Source organism: Nocardia sp. NPDC051052 (assembly GCF_044456045.1).
Classification (GTDB): domain Bacteria; phylum Actinomycetota; class Actinomycetes; order Mycobacteriales; family Mycobacteriaceae; genus Nocardia.
Map to the genome: position 1 here is coordinate 49,044 of NZ_JBITFL010000016.1, position 16,233 is coordinate 65,276.

Below are 16,233 nucleotides of genomic sequence, written 5' to 3' on the forward strand. Positions count from 1 at the left end.
TTTCGGTCAGAACAGCGACTGCGCGTCCGCCGCGATGAAGAATCCGTGGCCACCCTGATCGCACCTGACGCCGGCGGACATCGAGGTGCACGCGGTGCCCCGGACGATGATGGTCTGGCCGTAGCCGAGCACCTTGCCCCCGCCCCGATTGCCACCATCCAGCGGCGGACCGACGAAAATGCCCTGGCTCAGGCAGCGGTATTGCCCTTTGCCGCCCAGTATCTGCGCCGATACCGCGCGGTTGGCGCGAGTGCCGCAGTCGGGGAGCTCCGCGGGTACCACCGACGCGTGTGCCAGCTGGCAACCGGTGCCGATGCCGTCGGCCTCGATGAACCCGCACAGTATGTTGCCGCTCGGCGACTGGAAGTAGTACTTGCCGTCGCTCGCATAGTCCCGCGCGTCCACGGTCGCGTCGTCCCGCGACGGCAGCTTTGTGGTGGCGGCGCCGGCCGCGGTCTCCGGTGCCGCGGTCGAATTACCTTGCGGTGCGCTTTCCGTGGCGCCCGCGGAAACCGGTACGCCCGCATCAGATGAGCCGCTGGTAACAGTGCCCTTCCCGCTGTCCGAACATCCAGTCAACGCACCTACCACGGCGATTGCCGCTATAGCCAACACCATTGGCTTCATATCGTCTCCCAAGTCGAGTCCACCCCAACGATCTTGTTGTTCATCGATCGGTTCGGGCACGTTGTTAACCGATCACAGGCCCGCGTCCAACGGGAAGCGCGCGTCGAGTCCGGACCGGTCGCCGAGACCGAAGTTCATGACAAGATCATCGGCGACCTGGATCAGCACGTCGCGGCCCTCGACCGTCGACGCCCAGTCCATCGGCAGCGCGGAGATACCGTGGACGGCACCGATCAGGTTGCCCGCCACCGAGCCGGTGGAATCGGAGTCACCGGAGTGGTTCACCGACAGCAGCAGGCCCGCGCGCACATCGCCGGACTTCGCCGCCTGCAGCGCGCAGTACACCGCGATGGCCAGGCACTCCTCGGCGATCCACCCCGCGCCGACCTGCTCGACCTGTTCTGCCGTCGGCGGTTCCTCGGCCATCGTGACGGCCTTGGCCAACGCGGCCACCGTCTCCGCGGTCGTCGGGACCCCGTCGAGCTGAGCGATCGTCTCCCGCACCGCGATCGGTAATGCTGTGCCGCTCACCACGCGATCGAGAATCGCCGCGAACGCGCCTGCCGCCAGATATCCCGTCGGATGGCCGTGGGTCAACTGCGCGGCCCGCGCCGCAGTGTGGAACGCCTGATCGGGCCCCATCCCCGCCAGCCCGAACGGCGCCGATCGCATCACCGTCCCGCACCCCTTCGAGTGCGGATTCACCGGCCCGTTCTCGCCGAACGGTTCCGGCGCGACATATCCCCGCGACTGCCGGGCGAGCCCGGACATACACGCGTTCCCCGGTGCCCGAGACGCATACAAAAACGGCAAACTCGCCAGCCATCCATCGGTATGCGCCGCAGGCCCTTCCTCCCGCTGAGTCTGCAACCACCGCAGGTAGGCCCGCCGCATGGCAGGCACCGGGTCGGCTCCCGCCGCCGCCCGCAACAACCCCTCGGCGGTAAACAGCGTCATCTGCGTGTCATCGGTAATCTCCTGCGGCGCACCCGCATTGTGCTGCGGCAGAAACCCCGTCACCCCCTGCTCCCCGTACCGTCCCTGAATTTGTCCCCACTTCAAGAACTCGATGGGCCACCCCAGCGCGTCCCCAATCGCCCCACCCACCAGAGATCCTCGAACCCGGTCGAATGTCGTCGCGTAATCCACCATAAGACAACATCATTACCGATCCGCCCCACCCCTGTCCCAGCACCTACAAAGTAACGCCGGCCGAGTCGAGGTGAGTTGAATGGTTGCTTTTGAAGAGGCGACCTTTTGACTCACGTCGAGGTCCTTCGCCCGGCGTGCGGGTCCAGCGGCAGACCCACGCAACTCCCAGCGGCTGTTGCCGCACCCCCTCGAATCCTGTGGATGAGGGTTGCTTCGGTTCGGTTGCCTCCAGTGGCGGAGGTACGAACTGGGAACCCATGCAACGTGTTTGGGTGTCGTAGTCGAACGAAAGACGGTCGCTGCAAATTCTGCTTAAACTGCGACAGTGCAGCCCAACCTTGTCCGGATTCCTGCCGATGGCGACAAGCGAGCAGAAGCCATCCTGCGGCGGATTCCGGACACGATCAGCGAGAGCTTCCTCGAAACCCTGGACAGGCGCGACAACGTCGCACTCGCCAGATACGGTGCGCGACAAGCCACCGTGGCATTGCGCGAAGGTTCGACTGCCCGGCTGACAGATGCACTGCTGGCAACAGCAGCGGCGGAGTTGCAAACCCCCGGCGATCCGCGCGACCTGATGGTCGGCATCGCAGTTCATTTCGTCGTGGCGGAAAGGCTGGGAGTCGATCCATCGATACTGTTCAACGCCGTCGCCGACCGCCTTCCGGTCAGCTCTGTCGCGGATCTGTTGCGGCAGTTCGGTGCCCGAGATGACATCAGCCTGCATGCGTTCGGTTGGCAACTAGTGGAGACCGAATCAGGTCCAGACTTTGCACCGGACTACCCCTGAATCCTCGACAGAGGTCAAGACCTACCGCATCTGGCCAGCAGCAACAACAGGACCTGGTCAAAGGTGGCCGAACTGGACCTCGTCTCAGTACCGCGCCAGCTTGACTGTTGGTCGGCCGATCATGGGGTACGGGTGCTGGCATCGGCCGAGAAGCCAACAGCATCAGTTCCCCGTGATCACTTGTCCAACAGCGTTATTCATGCATTCTGTCGAAGGCCGCGTAGTCCTTCAGCGTGAACGAATCGTGTAGGCGCACGCCTTTGGTGTTGAGCTTGGCGGCTGCCCGGCTTACGGGCGCGGGCAGCGCGGTGATCAGGCGGATGGCGTTGACCATGGCCCACACCTCGAAGCGGCCTGCGGGGACGAGGGTCTTCGCGGCGGTGCGGGCGAAACCACGACTGCGTCGGACGTACTCACCGATCTCGGCTTCGTATGCGGCGAAGGCGGCGGTGTGGTCGCCGGCGTGCGCGGCCAGTTCGCCCGCGAGAATGTAGGCGCCCACCACCGCCATGCTGGTGCTGCCGCCGACCGCCGGGCCTGGGCAGTACGCGGCGTCGCCGACCAGGGTGACCCGGCCACGGGACCAGGTCTCCAATCGTAATTGCGTGATGGAATCGAAGTAGAAGGATGGGGTGTGGTCCAGTTCGGCGAGCAGCCGGGGAACTTCCCACTGCATGTCGTGGAAGTGGTTACGCAGCAATGCTTTCTGTTGGTCGATGGCACGGTGGTGATAGTCCAACGGTTGTGGTGTGCGGAGAAAGAATCCCGCACGCGCGTCGTCCATATGGGCGGCGCTGTAGACGCCCGCGACCCGGCCGGGATCGACGGTCATCTCCATCACGCCATCCAGCTCGAGATGGTTGGGTACGGAAAAGATCGCCAGATACGCGCCGAGCCAGGTGGTGAACCCGGACTCCGGGCCGAACACCAATGAGCGGACGTTCGAGTGCAGCCCGTCGGCCCCGACGATCAGATCGAAGCGCCGCGCCGGGCTGCGCTCGAAGGTGACCTCGCCATCGTCGCCGATGGCGGTGATCGAGTCGGCGAAGAGGTATTCGACATCGGAACTGGTTGTGTTGTAGAGGATCTCGCTCAGATCGTCGCGCATGATTTCCACGTGATCGTCGGACACGGCAGTGAAGAGTTTGCGTAGATCCAGGGTCACCGGCTTGCCGCCGGGTCGGCGCAGCACGAGGGTGTCGGTCCCCGTGGCTTTCGCCCGGATCTCGTCGACCACTCCCATCCGTTCCACGATCCGCATGGCGGGACGGAACAGATCTACCGCATGACCGCCGCCGGTCTTGCGTGGTGCCGGGGTGCGTTCGACGACCGTGACGTCGAAGCCATACCGGTCGAGCCAGTAGGCAAGCACCGGTCCGGCGATGCTTGCGCCGGAGATGAGGATGCGCATCGATCCGCCCTCGCGATTCACGTCGGCTGTCGCCGCAATCGTGCCGCCAGCCAGAGCACCACACCGAAACCGAATGCCGCGTCGGCGCTGGATACCAGGGCGCCGGTGGGGAAGACGATGGCGTGCCGTAACCCCGCGTCGGCCAGGGTGCGGATGCGCGCGAGAATCTCTGGGGGAGTGCCGATCATGAGCCAGTCGTGCAGCACCTCGTCGGGGACCTCCGCGATCGCCGCCTGCACCTCGGCTTTGGTGAGCTGGTGCGGCATCAGATCGATCAGGCCGCGGAAGCCTTCGCCGAGAGGGTGTTTCACGCCGTAGCGCGCCCACACGGTGTCCGGTGCGAGCAAGCCGAGGTAGCGGACCGCCGGGGCGCGCAGTAGTCGCCGGATCCCGGCTCGGGTTCGCGCGGTGAGCATTTGGACCATCTGCGCGGGGACGATCGCGTCGGGGTCGCGACCCGCGGCGCGGGCGGAGGTGTGCACCAGCTTCAGTCGGCGCTCGTACTCTTCCGGGGAGAGTGTCTCCCACGGATACCAGCCGTCGGCGTAGCGCCCGGTCAGTTCGAGCATGCGGGGCCCGTGCGCGCCGAGCCAGATTTGCGGCATCCGGTCCGCCGGAGCATTCAAATCCATTGGCGCCTTGTCGATTCGGTAGTACTTTCCGGCGAAGTCGATGGATTTCGCGTCGGTCAGTGCCGCGCGAATCACCTGCAACGCCTCCTCCAGGCGATCGACCGGACGATTCCAGGTGAACCCGTACGGATCGAGATTCTCGGTCTCGCCGGACCCGAGGCCCAAGATCGGCGGCACCTTCGTCATATGTGCCAGCGTGAGGAAGGTCTGTGCCAGCAGCACCGGATGCCTGCGGTGCGGATCGGTCACGCCGACCCCCAACTGCACCCGCCCGGCCCCGGCGGCCAGATGCGCGAGCAGCGGCGCGTAATCGAATTGCTCGTCCGGACTGTGCAGCGTCTTCGCCTGCGGGGTGAAATCGGTATCCCAGATGGCCTTGGGGAACACGCTGATCAAATGATCCGGCGCCAGCACGGAATCCAACCGGCCGAGCCGAGCCATCCGCACCAGGAAGCGCGCGGCACCCAGCGGCGGATTCACTCCGGCCATGGTGCCTACGGCAAACGATCGGGAATTGTGCGATTCGGACACGAAGGTCTCCTCTCGACCGGCGTGCCGCGGCACGCACCCCACCGATTATCCCGACGACCCCCGCCCGCGTCCGGTGATTGTCTCGGTGGCCCCTGCCTACCGCGAGCGACTCTGTCGGATCGATCAGCTAGAGCCTACAGAATTGACACGTGTTCCAGTTGCTGTCAACGTATCGAGGGACCATGAGGTGCCTGATCAGGCTGGGCGCCTCGGTGTTGTCGAATCGGAGAGTGCTCTATGGGGTTTCTCGAGCCCGAACTGCCCGTCGTCGATATGGCGGAGTGGAGCAAGGGCACTCGGAGCGAGCGAATACGGCCGATGGCCCGGCACTGGGCCGAGGTGGGCTTCGGGACGCCGGTCGCGCTACACCTGTTCTACGTCGGCAAGATATGCCTCTACGTGCTCGGCGGCTGGCTGATCGTGTTGTGCACCAAGGGCATCGATGGATTCACCAGCGTCGGTGACTGGTGGTCGGAGCCGATCGTCTTCCAGAAGGTGGTGCTGTATACGTTGCTGTTCGAGGTGGTCGGGCTCGGTTGCGGGTTCGGACCGCTGAACAACAAGTTCTTCCCGCCGTTCGGTTCGATCCTGTATTGGTTGCGGCCCAAGACCATTCGGCTGCCGCCATGGCCTGGGCGTATTCCGTTGACCAAGGGCACAAATCGGTCGGTGCTGGATGTCGCGCTGTACGCGGCGCTGCTGGTGATGACGGTGATCGCGTTGCTGGCCAACGGGACCGGCCCGATACCGGAGTTGGCTACAACGGTGGGGCTGCTGCCGGTGTGGCAGATCATGGCGATTCTCGCCCTGCTCGCGGTGCTCGGGCTGCGCGACAAGGTGATCTTCCTGGCGGCGCGCGGCGAGGTCTACGCCCCGCTGGTCGTCGCCTTCTTGTTCACCGGCGTCGACACCATTGTCGCCGCGAAATGCGTTTTCCTGGTGATCTGGATGGGCGCGGCCCTGTCGAAGCTGAACAAACACTTCCCGTTCGTGATCTCGACCATGATGTCCAACAGTCCGGTCTTCCGCCGAAAGTCGCTCAAGCGCAAATTCTTCGAGGACTTTCCCGACGATCTGCGGCCGGGTCGGTTGTCTCGCCTGTTCGCGCACGGTGCGACGGTCGTGGAGATGTTGGTCCCGCTGGTGTTGTTCTTCTCGCACGGCGGCGTCGTGACGTCGATTGCCGCGGTCGTGATGGTCGGCTTCCATCTGGGGATCCTGACCGCCGTGCCGATGGGCGTACCGCTGGAGTGGAACGTCTTCATGATCTTCGGCGTGCTGGTCTTGTTCGTCGCGCACGCCGATCTCGGCGTCGGCGATCTGCACAATCCCGCACTGGTGGTGCTGCTGTTCGTCGTGATCGCGGGCATCGTGATCGCGGGAAATCTGTTCCCGCGCGCCATCTCGTTCCTGCCGGGCATGCGCTACTACGCGGGCAACTGGGATACGACGATGTGGTGTGTCACACCGTCGGCGGCGGCGAAGATCGGCCGCGGCATCGTCGCGATCGCCAGCATGCCGCAGGCGCAGCTGGAGCGGTTCTATGGCAAGGACCGCGCGCAGATCCCGATGTACATGGGATATGCCTTCCGCGCCATGAACACTCACGGGCGCGCGCTGTTCACCCTGGTGCATCGCGCCATGCCGGCCGGACGCGAAAACGAGTACACCATCACCGACGGCGAGCGCATCTGCAGTACCGCGGTCGGCTGGAATTTCGGCGACGGCCACATGCACAACGAGCAGCTCATCGCCGCGATGCAGGAGCGGTGCCGGTTCGAGCCCGGCGAGGTACGTGTGGTGCTGCTCGACGCCCAGCCGATCAACAAGGGGACGCAGGAGTATCGCCTCGTCGACGCCGCCACGGGCGAATTCGAGCGCGGCTTCGTCTACGTCGCGGACATGGTGACCCGGCAGCCGTGGGCCGATGACGTGCCCGTGCACGTCCGTGCCCCTGCCTGACCGGAACTACGTCCGCTCCGCACCGTCCGGGAGCATTGGGCGCATGAACGTGCGCTCGTACCGAAGTACGCATCCGCTCTCTTCCCGGATGCGATCGGCCGCAATGAAGTCGGGATCGACACCGAACAGTGCTCGGTACTGCTCGTAGGCACTGAGACTGGCGAAACTGAACAGCGCCATGGCCTTGTCGCTGGCCCCTTCCGAGGGCAGGAAATAGCCATGATGGGTGCCGCCGTGCCGATCTACCAGCTCCATCCATCGGCGGCCGAATCGCTCGAACGCGTCGATCTTCGCGGGATCGATCACATATTCCACAACACAGGTGATCACCACGTCAGCCTAACGATCATGAAAGGTCCGGGCTGCCCGCGTGGCTCGGTGATGTGTTCTGGATCACACATCGTTTGGGTTGCCGGGGCCGGGGCATACTGCCCGACGGCGCACAGGGCGCCCTCGGAACCGTGCAGTGGAAGGATCGGTATCTGTCGTGGGTTTACTGCTGGTGGGAATCGGTACTGCGTCAGCCGTCGTGATCGCGACGCACGGTGTGGTGGTGGCCGCGCATTTGGCGCAGCGGCGGCCGGCGCCCCGACGTCGGGCTGTTGCCGTAGACGTCCGCACCACGCCCTCCCCGCGCGTATCCGCGTAGCGCGCACATCTGGCGCTGCATCTCTGAACCTCTTCTCCGCCTACCTCTTCGGCGTCCCTTCATCATCGAGTCGTGGCCCCGCTGTGGACTGCTGACCGCGCAGGCGACGGCAAGTCGGCCATCGACCCTTAATTCCTGTCGCGTGTCGGTTGTTCGGCCGATGGCGTGACCTCGTTACGGCGAGGAATCTGTGAGAGGCAAGAACGGACCGCCGGATAGCCGGGTGGTAACCCTGGACCTCCGGTACTGCGAAGAGGTGCACACGATGGCCGAGCACGTTCCGCCACCCGATAGTGCTCCGGCCGGTCGGCGAATCGCCGCGTGGGCGATCGACTTCGCTCTCGTTCTCGGTGTGGCCGCGCTGCTCGGCTCGGTCACGCACTACCGGATCGCCGACTACCTCTCGGGCTGGCCCGGGCTCGCGGAATCGGGCGGCTGGGACCTGTTCCGCGCGAACGGAGACTGGGGCAGCGCGGGAAAGACGTTCGGGTGGGACGTCTTCGGTGAAATCCTGCTACTGATCGCCGAGGCGTTCGTCGCACTGGTGTTGCTGGTGTTCGTGTACCACTTCGCGTCCCTGTCTTGGCAGGGGCGCACGCTCGGAAAGTTCTTGCTGGACATCCGAGTTCATTCGCTCGCGGATCCGCGAGGCGCCCTCGGCAAGTGGCAGTCGGCCCGTAGGGCATTCGCGAGCACCCTGGTGGATGTCGGACTGTACGCGGGGGCCTGTATCGCGCTCCTTGCGGGGAAGTTCGTTCTGTCCCTTATTCTTTGGGTTGTCGCCGTCGCGGCGCTGGTGCTCAACGCGGTCCCCCTGGCGGGCGGCCGAACCATGATCGACCGCGTCGCGGGGACAACGGTTGTTCGCGCGGGTCTCTACCAAAAGTCATGGCAGGCCGCGCGAGACGCGGCGATCATCGAACGGGGCACCCAGGTCGGCCGCGAGCGAATGCAAGCGGTCACCAACGCCATGAAGCAACAGGCACAACAGCTTGCCGAGGACGACCGACTCCGGCAGGTGCGCGAATCGGCCCAGGCGGCCCAGCTGCGTCGGCTAGGGCAGGACGCTGGTCGGCACACCGGCGAGGCCGCCAGGCAACTGCTCAATTCCGAGCGTGGTCAGCAAGCACACCAAACCGCCAAGAAGGCAGGCGCGAGTCTCCGTGCGGCATACGACAAGCGGCGTCGCGCAAGTAGCTGATCACCCGCCGATGCGGGCCGCCGCGATGCGGGCGAGCGGTGCGTCATCGGCGTCGGCCTGCCGCGCAAGATCGAAATCGTCTGGGGAAATACCGAACGCAAGATGATGCGCGCCCTCGAACGGTGCGCCGCGGGTCAAGACCAGCTTGCCGAACCCGGTATCCACCGTCACACGATCGTGCTCGAGGGTGACCGGAAGTCGCTCCGGTACAGGTCGGCCGCCGCATCGAGATCTGTTGTGCTGATGGTTACTTCGCGAAACTTCATAGCGGCCGCTTCGGTTCTGGCCGGTCGCGGACATCGCTAATTCCTAAGCATTGGTTGAGGTCAACCACGCCGTCGGCCCGGATGACGTTTGGGTATCCGCCACGCGGACAGCGATTGACAGGCGGTCAAACCGGACATAAAGTCCCTCCTCAAAGTAATTGGAAACTTTCCTAATAGTTCACCCGGCGCTGGGTGGGGGAGGGGTGTCACGGTGACGACGCGACAGACCCTCGCCGGCACGCCGAGCCTGCTGCGCGCCATCAACGATCGCGCCGCGCTGGAGCTGTTGCTCGCCAACGGCCCGCTGTCGCGAACCCAGATCGGCACGCTCACCGGCCTGTCCAAGCCGACTGCCTCCCAGCTGCTTTCCCGATTGGAGACGGCGGGACTGGTCGTCTCGGTCGGTACCCTGCCGGGCAGCCGTGGGCCGAATGCGCAGCTGTACCAAGTCAATCCGGCTGCGGGCTATGTGGCCGGTCTCGATGTGACAGCCTCCAGGATCCGAATCGCCGTCGCCGACATCACCGGTCGCGTGCTCGCCGAACACGAGGTCTCCACCAAGGGCTGGCCTGCCGCCGAGACCACCGCCAGGGTGGGCGTCGCGGTCGGTGCGGCCGTCGAGCTGGCCGGACTCGCCGATGGCGTCTGCTGCGAGGTGGTCATCGGTATCGGCGGTGCGCTCGACCCGGCCACCGGCAAGCTGCGGTACGCGACACACCTGCCCGGTTGGCACTCCCCGCACCTGGTCGACGAGCTGACGGCGGCCATCGGTTGCTCGGTGTCGATCGAGAACGACGTCAACCTCGCCGCCATCGCCGAGCAGGCGCACGGCGCGGCGCAGGGCTGCGAGGATTTCGTGCTGCTCTGGACCGGCGTCGGCGTTGGCGCGGCGATCGTGATCGCGGGCCGGTTGCACCGTGGCTTCCACAGTGGCGCAGGCGAAGTCGGCTATATGCCGCTGCCCGGTGCGCCCATCGTGCACGACGTGCGCCGGAAGAATTCCGGCGGATTCCAGCAATTGGCCGGTGCACCAGCGGTTTTAGCGCTGGCAAAGCGGCACGGACTGACCGCGCCGACGGCCGCCCGGGTGGTGGCCGAGGCGCTGCGGACCCCCGGCGCGGGCGACGCGTTCCTCGCCGAATTCGCCGGCCGCCTGGCCCTCGGACTGGCCTCGATCGTCTCGGTGGTCGACCCGGAACTGCTGATCCTGGCCGGTGACGTGCCGAGCGCGGGCGGCGAACGGCTGCGCGCACTCGTCGAAGACGCGCTCACCGAGCTCACCTTTCCGCGACCCGAGGTGCGCTCCAGCACCCTGCCGGGCTCGCCGGTCCTGCACGGAGCGCTCGAACGTGCCTTGGCCACCACCAGGGACACCGTGTTCTCGACCCATTGATCCACCGCACACCCAGCAGTACCAGGAGAACCGCACATGCGCAGAACCACCCGCCGCACCCTCGCCGCCCTCACCGCATGCGCGACTGCCGCGCTCTTCGTCACCGCCTGCACGGGGCAGAGCTCCAGTGGCGGCGACGACGGATCCGCCGACGGCAAAGACGTCACCATCACCTTCTGGCACGGCTGGAGTCAGGACAGCGAGGTGCAGGCGATCGAGAACAACATCGCCGCGTTCGAGAAGCTGCACCCCAACATCCACGTCAAGCCGGTCGGCAATATCGCCGACGACAAGCTCGAACAGGCGCTGCGCGGCGGCGGCCGGGACGCTCCGGATGTGGTGTCCTCGTTCACCACCGACAATGTCGGCAAGTTCTGCGCCGCCAAGGTCTGGGCCGACCTCGCGCCGTTCATGCGGAAAGACGGCATCGACCCCGCCAAGACGTTCCCGGCCGGGATGCTCGAGTACAGCCAGTTCCAGGGCAAGCAGTGTTCGCTGCCGTTGCTGGGCGACTCGTATGGCTTGTACTACAACAAGACCGCGTTCGCGTCGGCCGGAATCGCCTCGCCACCAAGGACATTCAGTGAATTCGAGGCGGCGGCGCTCAAATTGAGCATTCCCGAGGGGGATAGCTTCAAACAGCTCGGCTTCCTGCCGAACTATCACGGTTACGAGACCGCCGCCACCCGCTACCTGGCTCAGTACGGCGCCGACTACTTCGCCGCGGACGGGAAGTCGAACATCGCGACCGATCCCAAGGTCGCCGCGATGTTCGCGTGGCAGAAGAATCTGATCGCCAAACTAGGCGGGTACGACAAGCTGGAGAAATACCGCACGACCTTCGGCGAGGAGTTCAGCGCCAAGAATCCGTTCCATACCGGCCAGGTGGCCATGTCCTTGGACGGAGAGTGGCGCACCGCCTCGATCGCGGAGAGTCCGGTGAGTTTCGACTGGGCCACCGCGCCCTTCCCGGTCCCGGATGATCAGGCGGCCACCTATGGTCGCGGCTACCAGACCGGCACCATCATCGGCATCGCCAACTCCAGCCAAAAGCAGACCGCGGCTTGGCAATTGGTCAAATACCTGACGACCGACACCGACGCGGTGGTCAGCTTCGCCAATGCCATCCACAACGTGCCGAGCACCATCGAGGCGCTGAATTCGCCGAAACTGACGGCCGATCCGAACTTCAAGACCTTCATCGACATCGCGAAGAACCCGAACTCCTCGACCACGCCGTCCAGCATCAACGGTGGCGCGTACCAGCTTTCGCTGCGCAACTTCGGCTACGACTACGAGGCGGGCACCACCGATCTCGCGGCGGGCCTGGCCGCGACCGCGAAGGAAATCGACGAGGCGATCGTCCAGGCGAAGTGATGTAGCGATGGCAACGATGACCGCGACCGTCCCGGCGGCGCTGAAACGCAAGCGCCGCCGCGGCACGCTGCGCACCCTGGCGTTCCTCTCGCCGTGGCTGATCGGGTTCGGCTTCTTCTTCGCCTACCCGCTGCTGTCCACCCTCTACTTCTCCTTCATGAAGTACGACGGGTTCGCCGCGCCGACCTTCGCCGGCCTGAAGAACTGGGACTACGTCCTCGACAAGTACCCCTTCTTCTGGCAGGGACTCGGCAACACAGTGTGGCTGGTCGTGGTCATGGTGTCGCTGCGGGTGATCTTCGGGCTCGGCATCGGGCTGCTGGTCACCAAGATCAAGACCGGGCTCGGGTTCTTCCGCACGGTGTTCTATCTGCCGTTCCTCGCGCCGCCGGTGGCGGCCACGATCGCCTTCGCCTTCCTGCTGAACCCGGGGACCGGGCCGGTGAACCACCTGCTCGGCAATCTCGGTCTGCCGCAACCGGGTTGGTTCACCGATCCGGATTGGTCGAAGCCGGCGCTGACCATGCTGGCGCTGTGGGGCATCGGCGACCTGATGGTCATCTTCACGGCGGCCTTGCTGGACGTGTCCAGGGAGCAGTACGAGGCGGCCGAGTTGGACGGCGCGGGCCCCTGGCAACGATTCCGGTACGTCACGCTGCCGAACATCATGCCCATCGTGCTGTTCGCGGTGGTGACCGGCGTGATCCAGACGATGCAGTACTACACCCAGGCGATGGTCGCCGGAAAGGTGGCCAGCGGCAAGGCGGGCAACTCGGGGGAGGCGTTCGAGGCCGGCTATCCGCACGGTTCCACCTGGACGCTGCCGCAGATGGTCTACAACCTCGGCTTCCAGCGCTTCGATCTCGGCTCCGCGTGTGTCGTCGCGGTGATCTTGTTCGCCCTGTCGATGGCCTTCACCGCATTGCTGCTGCGGCGCAAATCCGGCTTCCTGCAGGAGGACTAAGCGATGACCATGACGACAACGCGGCCTGTTCCGGTCGCCGTGCCGACTATCGAGGCCAGGGGTGCGCGCCGGAAGAACACACTGAATTGGGTGGCGACGCACTCGCTCGCGCTCGCGGCCGCGGTGCTGTTCCTGATGCCGTTCGTCTTCGTCTTCTTCACCTCGGTGATGTCGGACCGGCAGGCGCTCACCGCCGACGTCTGGCCCGCCGAATGGCACTGGGGCAACTATGTAAAGGTCTGGGACACACCGGGATTCCTCACCTGGTGGCGCAATACGCTGGTGTATGCCGTGGCGGGCACCGCGCTGACACTGCTGTCCAGCGTCCCGGTGGCCTACGCGCTGGCCAAGTTTCGCTTCCGCGGTCGCAATCTGGCGCTGATGGCTGTGGTTTCGATGATGATGCTGCCGCCGCAGGTGACCGTCATCCCGATGTATCTGATCTGGGCCAAGCAGTTTCACCTCACCGGCTCGCTGTGGCCGCTGATCATCCCGCTGGCCTTCGGCGACGCCTTCTCCATCTTCCTGCTCCGGCAGTTCCTGCTGACCATCCCCAACGATTACCTCGAGGCCGCCCGCATCGACGGCTGCGGCGAACTGCGCATCCTGCTGCGGATCGTGCTGCCGATGGCCAAGCCGGCCATCGCGGCGGTCGCGCTGTTCCAGTTCTTCTATTGCTGGAACGACTATTTCGGGCCGCAGATATATGCCAGCGAGAACCCCGGCGCCTGGACCCTCAGCTATGGCCTGGAGTCGTTCAAGAGCGCCCACCACACCAACTGGAATCTCACCATGGCCGCCACCCTGCTGGTGATGGCGCCGGTGATCATCCTGTTCTTCTTCGCACAGAAAGCCTTCATCGAAGGCGTGACACTGACAGGGGTCAAAGGCTGATGCGCGCACTCAAAATAGCCATAGTCGGTGGTGGTTCCACGTATACGCCGGAGTTGATCGACGGATTCGCCCGGCTCCGTGACAGTCTGGCGATCGATGAGGTGGTACTCGTCGATCCGGCCGCGGATCGCGTAGAGCTGATCGCGGGGCTGGCCCGCCGGATCTTCGCCAAACAGAGACACGGGGCGCGGGTGACCGCGACGACCTCGGTCGCGGCCGGGGTCGCCGACGCCGACGCCGTGCTGCTCCAGTTGCGGATCGGCGGGCAGGCCGCGCGAAACGAGGACGAGACCTGGCCGCTCGAATGTGGTTGCGTCGGACAGGAAACGACCGGAGCGGGCGGGCTGGCGAAGGCACTGCGCACGGTTCCGGTGGTGCTTGACATCGCCGAGCAGGTGCGCCGGGCCAACCCGGACGCCTGGATCATCGACTTCACCAACCCGGTCGGCATCGTCACCCGCGCACTGCAATCCGCGGGACACCAGGCCGTCGGCCTGTGCAACGTCGCCATCGGGTTCCAGCGAAAGTTCGCCGCGCACTTGGGTATCGAGCCGGAGCTGGTCCGGCTCGACCACGTCGGCCTCAACCACCTCACCTGGGTGCGCGGGGTCACCGTGCTCGACCACCCACGCGCGGGCACCGGGCACGAGGCGTTACCCAAGCTCCTCGCCGACTTCGGTGCAGAGATCGCCGCCGATGTGCGGCTGCCACTGTCGCTTATCCAGCACCTCGGCGTGGTCCCGTCGTACTACCTGCGCTACTTCTATCAGCACGACGTGGTGGTCGAGGAGCTCGCGACCAAGGGTTCCCGCGCCGCCGAAGTCGCGGCCATCGAGCGGCAGCTGCTGGCGATGTACGCCGATCCGGCCCTGGATACCAAGCCGGATTTGCTCGGAACACGCGGCGGCGCTTTCTATTCCGAGGCCGCGGTGCATCTGCTCGCCGCGCTGCTCGGCACCGGCGCCAGCGTCCAAGTGGTCAACACCCGCAACAACGGCACCCTGCCGTTCCTGCCCGATGACGCCGTGATCGAAGTGCCCGCGGAGGTGGACGCCGCAGGGGTGCGTCCACTTCCGCAACACCCGGTCGAACCTCTTTACGCGGGCCTGATCGCCCACGTCACCGCCTACGAGCAACTCGCGTTGCGGGCCGCGCTCGAAGGCGGCCGCAGCCGGGTCTTCGACGCTTTACTCGCACACCCGCTGGTCGGCCAGAACGAACTGGCCGAGCAGCTGACCGACCGGCTGATCGCCCACAACCGCGCCTACCTGGATTGGGCGTGATCATGCCGACAAACACCGTTAACTGCTGGCGGGGGAAGCGTCTGATGAAACTCCCACAGAATGAACAGGTTCCGGGCGTGCTCGCCATCGATGCCGGCAACAGCAAGACCGATGTTGCCCTGGTCGCGCGCGACGGATCCATCCTCGGCGCCGCGCGAGGCGGCGGTTACCAGCCGCACAAGACCGGCGCGCGCAAGGCGATCGAGGGGCTGAGCCCGCTGGTCGAGGCGGTGGCCAGGCAGGCGGGTCTCACCCGCGGCGGGGTGCTCACCACCCGGGTCAGTGCCTGTATGGCCAATGTCGATCTGCCCATCGAGGAACAGCGGATCCATGCCGCCATCGCGGCGCGGCCGTGGGGGCTGACCGTCGGCGTCGTCAACGACACCTTCGGTCTGCTCCGCGCGGGCACCGACGGTCCGCGCGGCGTCGCGGTGGTCTGCGGCGCCGGGATCAACTGTGTCGGCCTGCTGCCGGACGGCCGTACCGCCCGTTTCCCCGCCCTCGGCGTACTGACCGGTGATTGGGGCGGCGGTGGTGGCATGGCGGCCGAGGCCATGTGGCATGCCGCGCGCGCCGAGGACGGCCGTGGTGAGCCGACCGCGCTGTCCGCCGCCATCGGCGCGTATTTCGGGCTGGCCGGTGCCAACGCGGTGGCCGAGGCGATGCACCTCGGTCAGCTGGCCGAGCACCGACTGCACGAACTGGTCCGCGTCCTGTTCACCACCGCGGAGGCGGGCGACCCGACCGCGCTGCGCCTGATCGATCGCCAAGCCGACGAGATCACCCGCCTGGCCTTCGTTGTGCTGCGCAAGCTGGACCTGCTGGATCAGCCCACCCCGGTCATCCTCGGCGGCGGCGTCCTCGCGGCCCGCCAACCGCTCCTGATCGACAACGTGAAGACCCGGCTCGCCACCGCCGCACCCCTCGCCGAACCCCGAATAGTCGTCGCCCCACCGGTTCTCGGGGCCGCGCTGCTTGGCTTGGACCACCTCGACGCGACCCCCGCCGCCCACCAACGCCTCCGCGCCGCCTACCCCACACTGCCCGCAGGCGACGGCCGGCCCGAGTTCCCGAGCGAGATGGGCCAGCCCGCCTGAACGC

At 65.9% G+C, this 16,233-nt stretch carries 15 protein-coding genes; 9 read left to right on the forward strand and 6 right to left on the reverse strand.

Annotation, left to right across the window (positions count from 1 at the left end):
* Window positions 1–6: 6 nt before the first annotated feature.
* Both ACIBCN_RS38120 and ACIBCN_RS38125 read right to left on the reverse strand, forming a co-directional pair.
* A complete protein-coding gene (locus ACIBCN_RS38120; protein ID WP_396996955.1) occupies window positions 7–627 on the reverse strand; it encodes a hypothetical protein in 621 nt (206 codons plus the stop codon).
* A 72-nt stretch (window positions 628–699) separates the two neighbouring features.
* The gene (locus tag ACIBCN_RS38125) at window positions 700–1,779 is read right to left on the reverse strand and encodes an ADP-ribosylglycohydrolase family protein (protein WP_396996956.1); all 1,080 of its coding nucleotides are present in this window, start codon (window positions 1,777–1,779) and stop codon (window positions 700–702) included.
* 325 nt (window positions 1,780–2,104) lie between these two features.
* On the opposite strand from ACIBCN_RS38125, the gene ACIBCN_RS38130 reads away from it, so the two are divergent.
* The gene (locus tag ACIBCN_RS38130; RefSeq protein ID WP_396996958.1) at window positions 2,105–2,569 is read left to right on the forward strand and encodes a hypothetical protein; all 465 of its coding nucleotides are present in this window, start codon (window positions 2,105–2,107) and stop codon (window positions 2,567–2,569) included.
* A 193-nt stretch (window positions 2,570–2,762) separates the two neighbouring features.
* Here ACIBCN_RS38130 and ACIBCN_RS38135 read toward each other — a convergent pair whose 3' ends face one another.
* Window positions 2,763–3,980, reverse strand: a complete 1,218-nt coding sequence (locus tag ACIBCN_RS38135) for an FAD-dependent monooxygenase (protein WP_396996960.1) — start codon at window positions 3,978–3,980, stop codon at window positions 2,763–2,765.
* 17 nt (window positions 3,981–3,997) lie between these two features.
* On the reverse strand, window positions 3,998–5,143 hold the full coding sequence (locus ACIBCN_RS38140) for an LLM class flavin-dependent oxidoreductase (RefSeq protein ID WP_396996962.1): 1,146 nt from the start codon (window positions 5,141–5,143) through the stop codon (window positions 3,998–4,000).
* Window positions 5,144–5,380: 237 nt separating this feature from the next.
* Between ACIBCN_RS38140 and ACIBCN_RS38145 the strand changes: the two genes are divergently transcribed.
* Window positions 5,381–7,105, forward strand: a complete 1,725-nt coding sequence (locus ACIBCN_RS38145; RefSeq protein ID WP_396996964.1) for a DUF3556 domain-containing protein — start codon at window positions 5,381–5,383, stop codon at window positions 7,103–7,105.
* A 6-nt stretch (window positions 7,106–7,111) separates the two neighbouring features.
* Here ACIBCN_RS38145 and ACIBCN_RS38150 read toward each other — a convergent pair whose 3' ends face one another.
* Window positions 7,112–7,435 carry an NIPSNAP family protein gene (locus ACIBCN_RS38150; protein WP_396996965.1) on the reverse strand — a complete coding sequence of 108 codons (324 nt, stop codon included), beginning with the start codon at window positions 7,433–7,435 and terminating at the stop codon, window positions 7,112–7,114.
* A gap of 584 nt (window positions 7,436–8,019) precedes the next feature.
* Between ACIBCN_RS38150 and ACIBCN_RS38155 the strand changes: the two genes are divergently transcribed.
* Entirely contained in the window at window positions 8,020–8,955 is a 936-nt protein-coding gene (locus tag ACIBCN_RS38155) for an RDD family protein (RefSeq protein ID WP_396996967.1), read from the forward strand.
* Here ACIBCN_RS38155 and ACIBCN_RS38160 read toward each other — a convergent pair whose 3' ends face one another.
* A complete protein-coding gene (locus tag ACIBCN_RS38160) occupies window positions 8,956–9,255 on the reverse strand; it encodes a hypothetical protein (RefSeq protein WP_396996968.1) in 300 nt (99 codons plus the stop codon).
* Between the two features lie 177 nt (window positions 9,256–9,432).
* On the opposite strand from ACIBCN_RS38160, the gene ACIBCN_RS38165 reads away from it, so the two are divergent.
* Genes ACIBCN_RS38165 through ACIBCN_RS38190 form a run of 6 tightly spaced genes read left to right on the forward strand, consistent with a single transcriptional unit; the run spans window position 9,433 to window position 16,229 of the window.
* Complete coding sequence (locus ACIBCN_RS38165) at window positions 9,433–10,614, forward strand: ROK family transcriptional regulator (RefSeq protein ID WP_396996969.1); 1,182 nt, start codon at window positions 9,433–9,435, stop codon at window positions 10,612–10,614.
* Between the two features lie 36 nt (window positions 10,615–10,650).
* A complete protein-coding gene (locus tag ACIBCN_RS38170) occupies window positions 10,651–11,991 on the forward strand; it encodes an extracellular solute-binding protein (RefSeq protein WP_396996971.1) in 1,341 nt (446 codons plus the stop codon).
* A 7-nt stretch (window positions 11,992–11,998) separates the two neighbouring features.
* Complete coding sequence (locus ACIBCN_RS38175) at window positions 11,999–12,955, forward strand: carbohydrate ABC transporter permease (protein ID WP_396996973.1); 957 nt, start codon at window positions 11,999–12,001, stop codon at window positions 12,953–12,955.
* Window positions 12,956–12,958: 3 nt separating this feature from the next.
* Window positions 12,959–13,849 carry a carbohydrate ABC transporter permease gene (locus ACIBCN_RS38180; RefSeq protein ID WP_396996974.1) on the forward strand — a complete coding sequence of 297 codons (891 nt, stop codon included), beginning with the start codon at window positions 12,959–12,961 and terminating at the stop codon, window positions 13,847–13,849.
* Window positions 13,849–15,132, forward strand: coding sequence for a 6-phospho-beta-glucosidase (locus tag ACIBCN_RS38185; protein ID WP_396996975.1), 1,284 nt, complete (start codon window positions 13,849–13,851; stop codon window positions 15,130–15,132). The genes ACIBCN_RS38180 and ACIBCN_RS38185 overlap by 1 nt, the downstream gene beginning before the upstream one ends.
* 44 nt (window positions 15,133–15,176) lie before the next feature.
* Window positions 15,177–16,229 (forward strand): N-acetylglucosamine kinase, encoded by a 1,053-nt coding sequence (locus ACIBCN_RS38190; protein WP_396996976.1) that lies wholly within the window; start codon window positions 15,177–15,179, stop codon window positions 16,227–16,229.
* Window positions 16,230–16,233: the final 4 nt, after the last annotated feature.

Bases quoted from the DNA above. Each gene is read 5' to 3' on its own strand.
- ACIBCN_RS38190 (WP_396996976.1), top strand. From the start codon at position 15,177: ATGAAACTCCCACAGAATGAACAGGTTCCGGGCGTGCTCGCCATCGAT.
- ACIBCN_RS38160 (WP_396996968.1), bottom strand. From the start codon at position 9,255: ATGTCCGCGACCGGCCAGAACCGAAGCGGCCGCTATGAAGTTTCGCGA.
- ACIBCN_RS38155 (WP_396996967.1), top strand. From the start codon at position 8,020: ATGGCCGAGCACGTTCCGCCACCCGATAGTGCTCCGGCCGGTCGGCGA.
- ACIBCN_RS38145 (WP_396996964.1), top strand. From the start codon at position 5,381: ATGGGGTTTCTCGAGCCCGAACTGCCCGTCGTCGATATGGCGGAGTGG.
- ACIBCN_RS38185 (WP_396996975.1), top strand. From the start codon at position 13,849: ATGCGCGCACTCAAAATAGCCATAGTCGGTGGTGGTTCCACGTATACG.
- ACIBCN_RS38120 (WP_396996955.1), bottom strand. From the start codon at position 627: ATGAAGCCAATGGTGTTGGCTATAGCGGCAATCGCCGTGGTAGGTGCG.
- ACIBCN_RS38125 (WP_396996956.1), bottom strand. From the start codon at position 1,779: ATGGTGGATTACGCGACGACATTCGACCGGGTTCGAGGATCTCTGGTG.
- ACIBCN_RS38180 (WP_396996974.1), top strand. From the start codon at position 12,959: ATGACCATGACGACAACGCGGCCTGTTCCGGTCGCCGTGCCGACTATC.
- ACIBCN_RS38135 (WP_396996960.1), bottom strand. From the start codon at position 3,980: ATGCGCATCCTCATCTCCGGCGCAAGCATCGCCGGACCGGTGCTTGCC.
- ACIBCN_RS38175 (WP_396996973.1), top strand. From the start codon at position 11,999: ATGGCAACGATGACCGCGACCGTCCCGGCGGCGCTGAAACGCAAGCGC.
- ACIBCN_RS38170 (WP_396996971.1), top strand. From the start codon at position 10,651: ATGCGCAGAACCACCCGCCGCACCCTCGCCGCCCTCACCGCATGCGCG.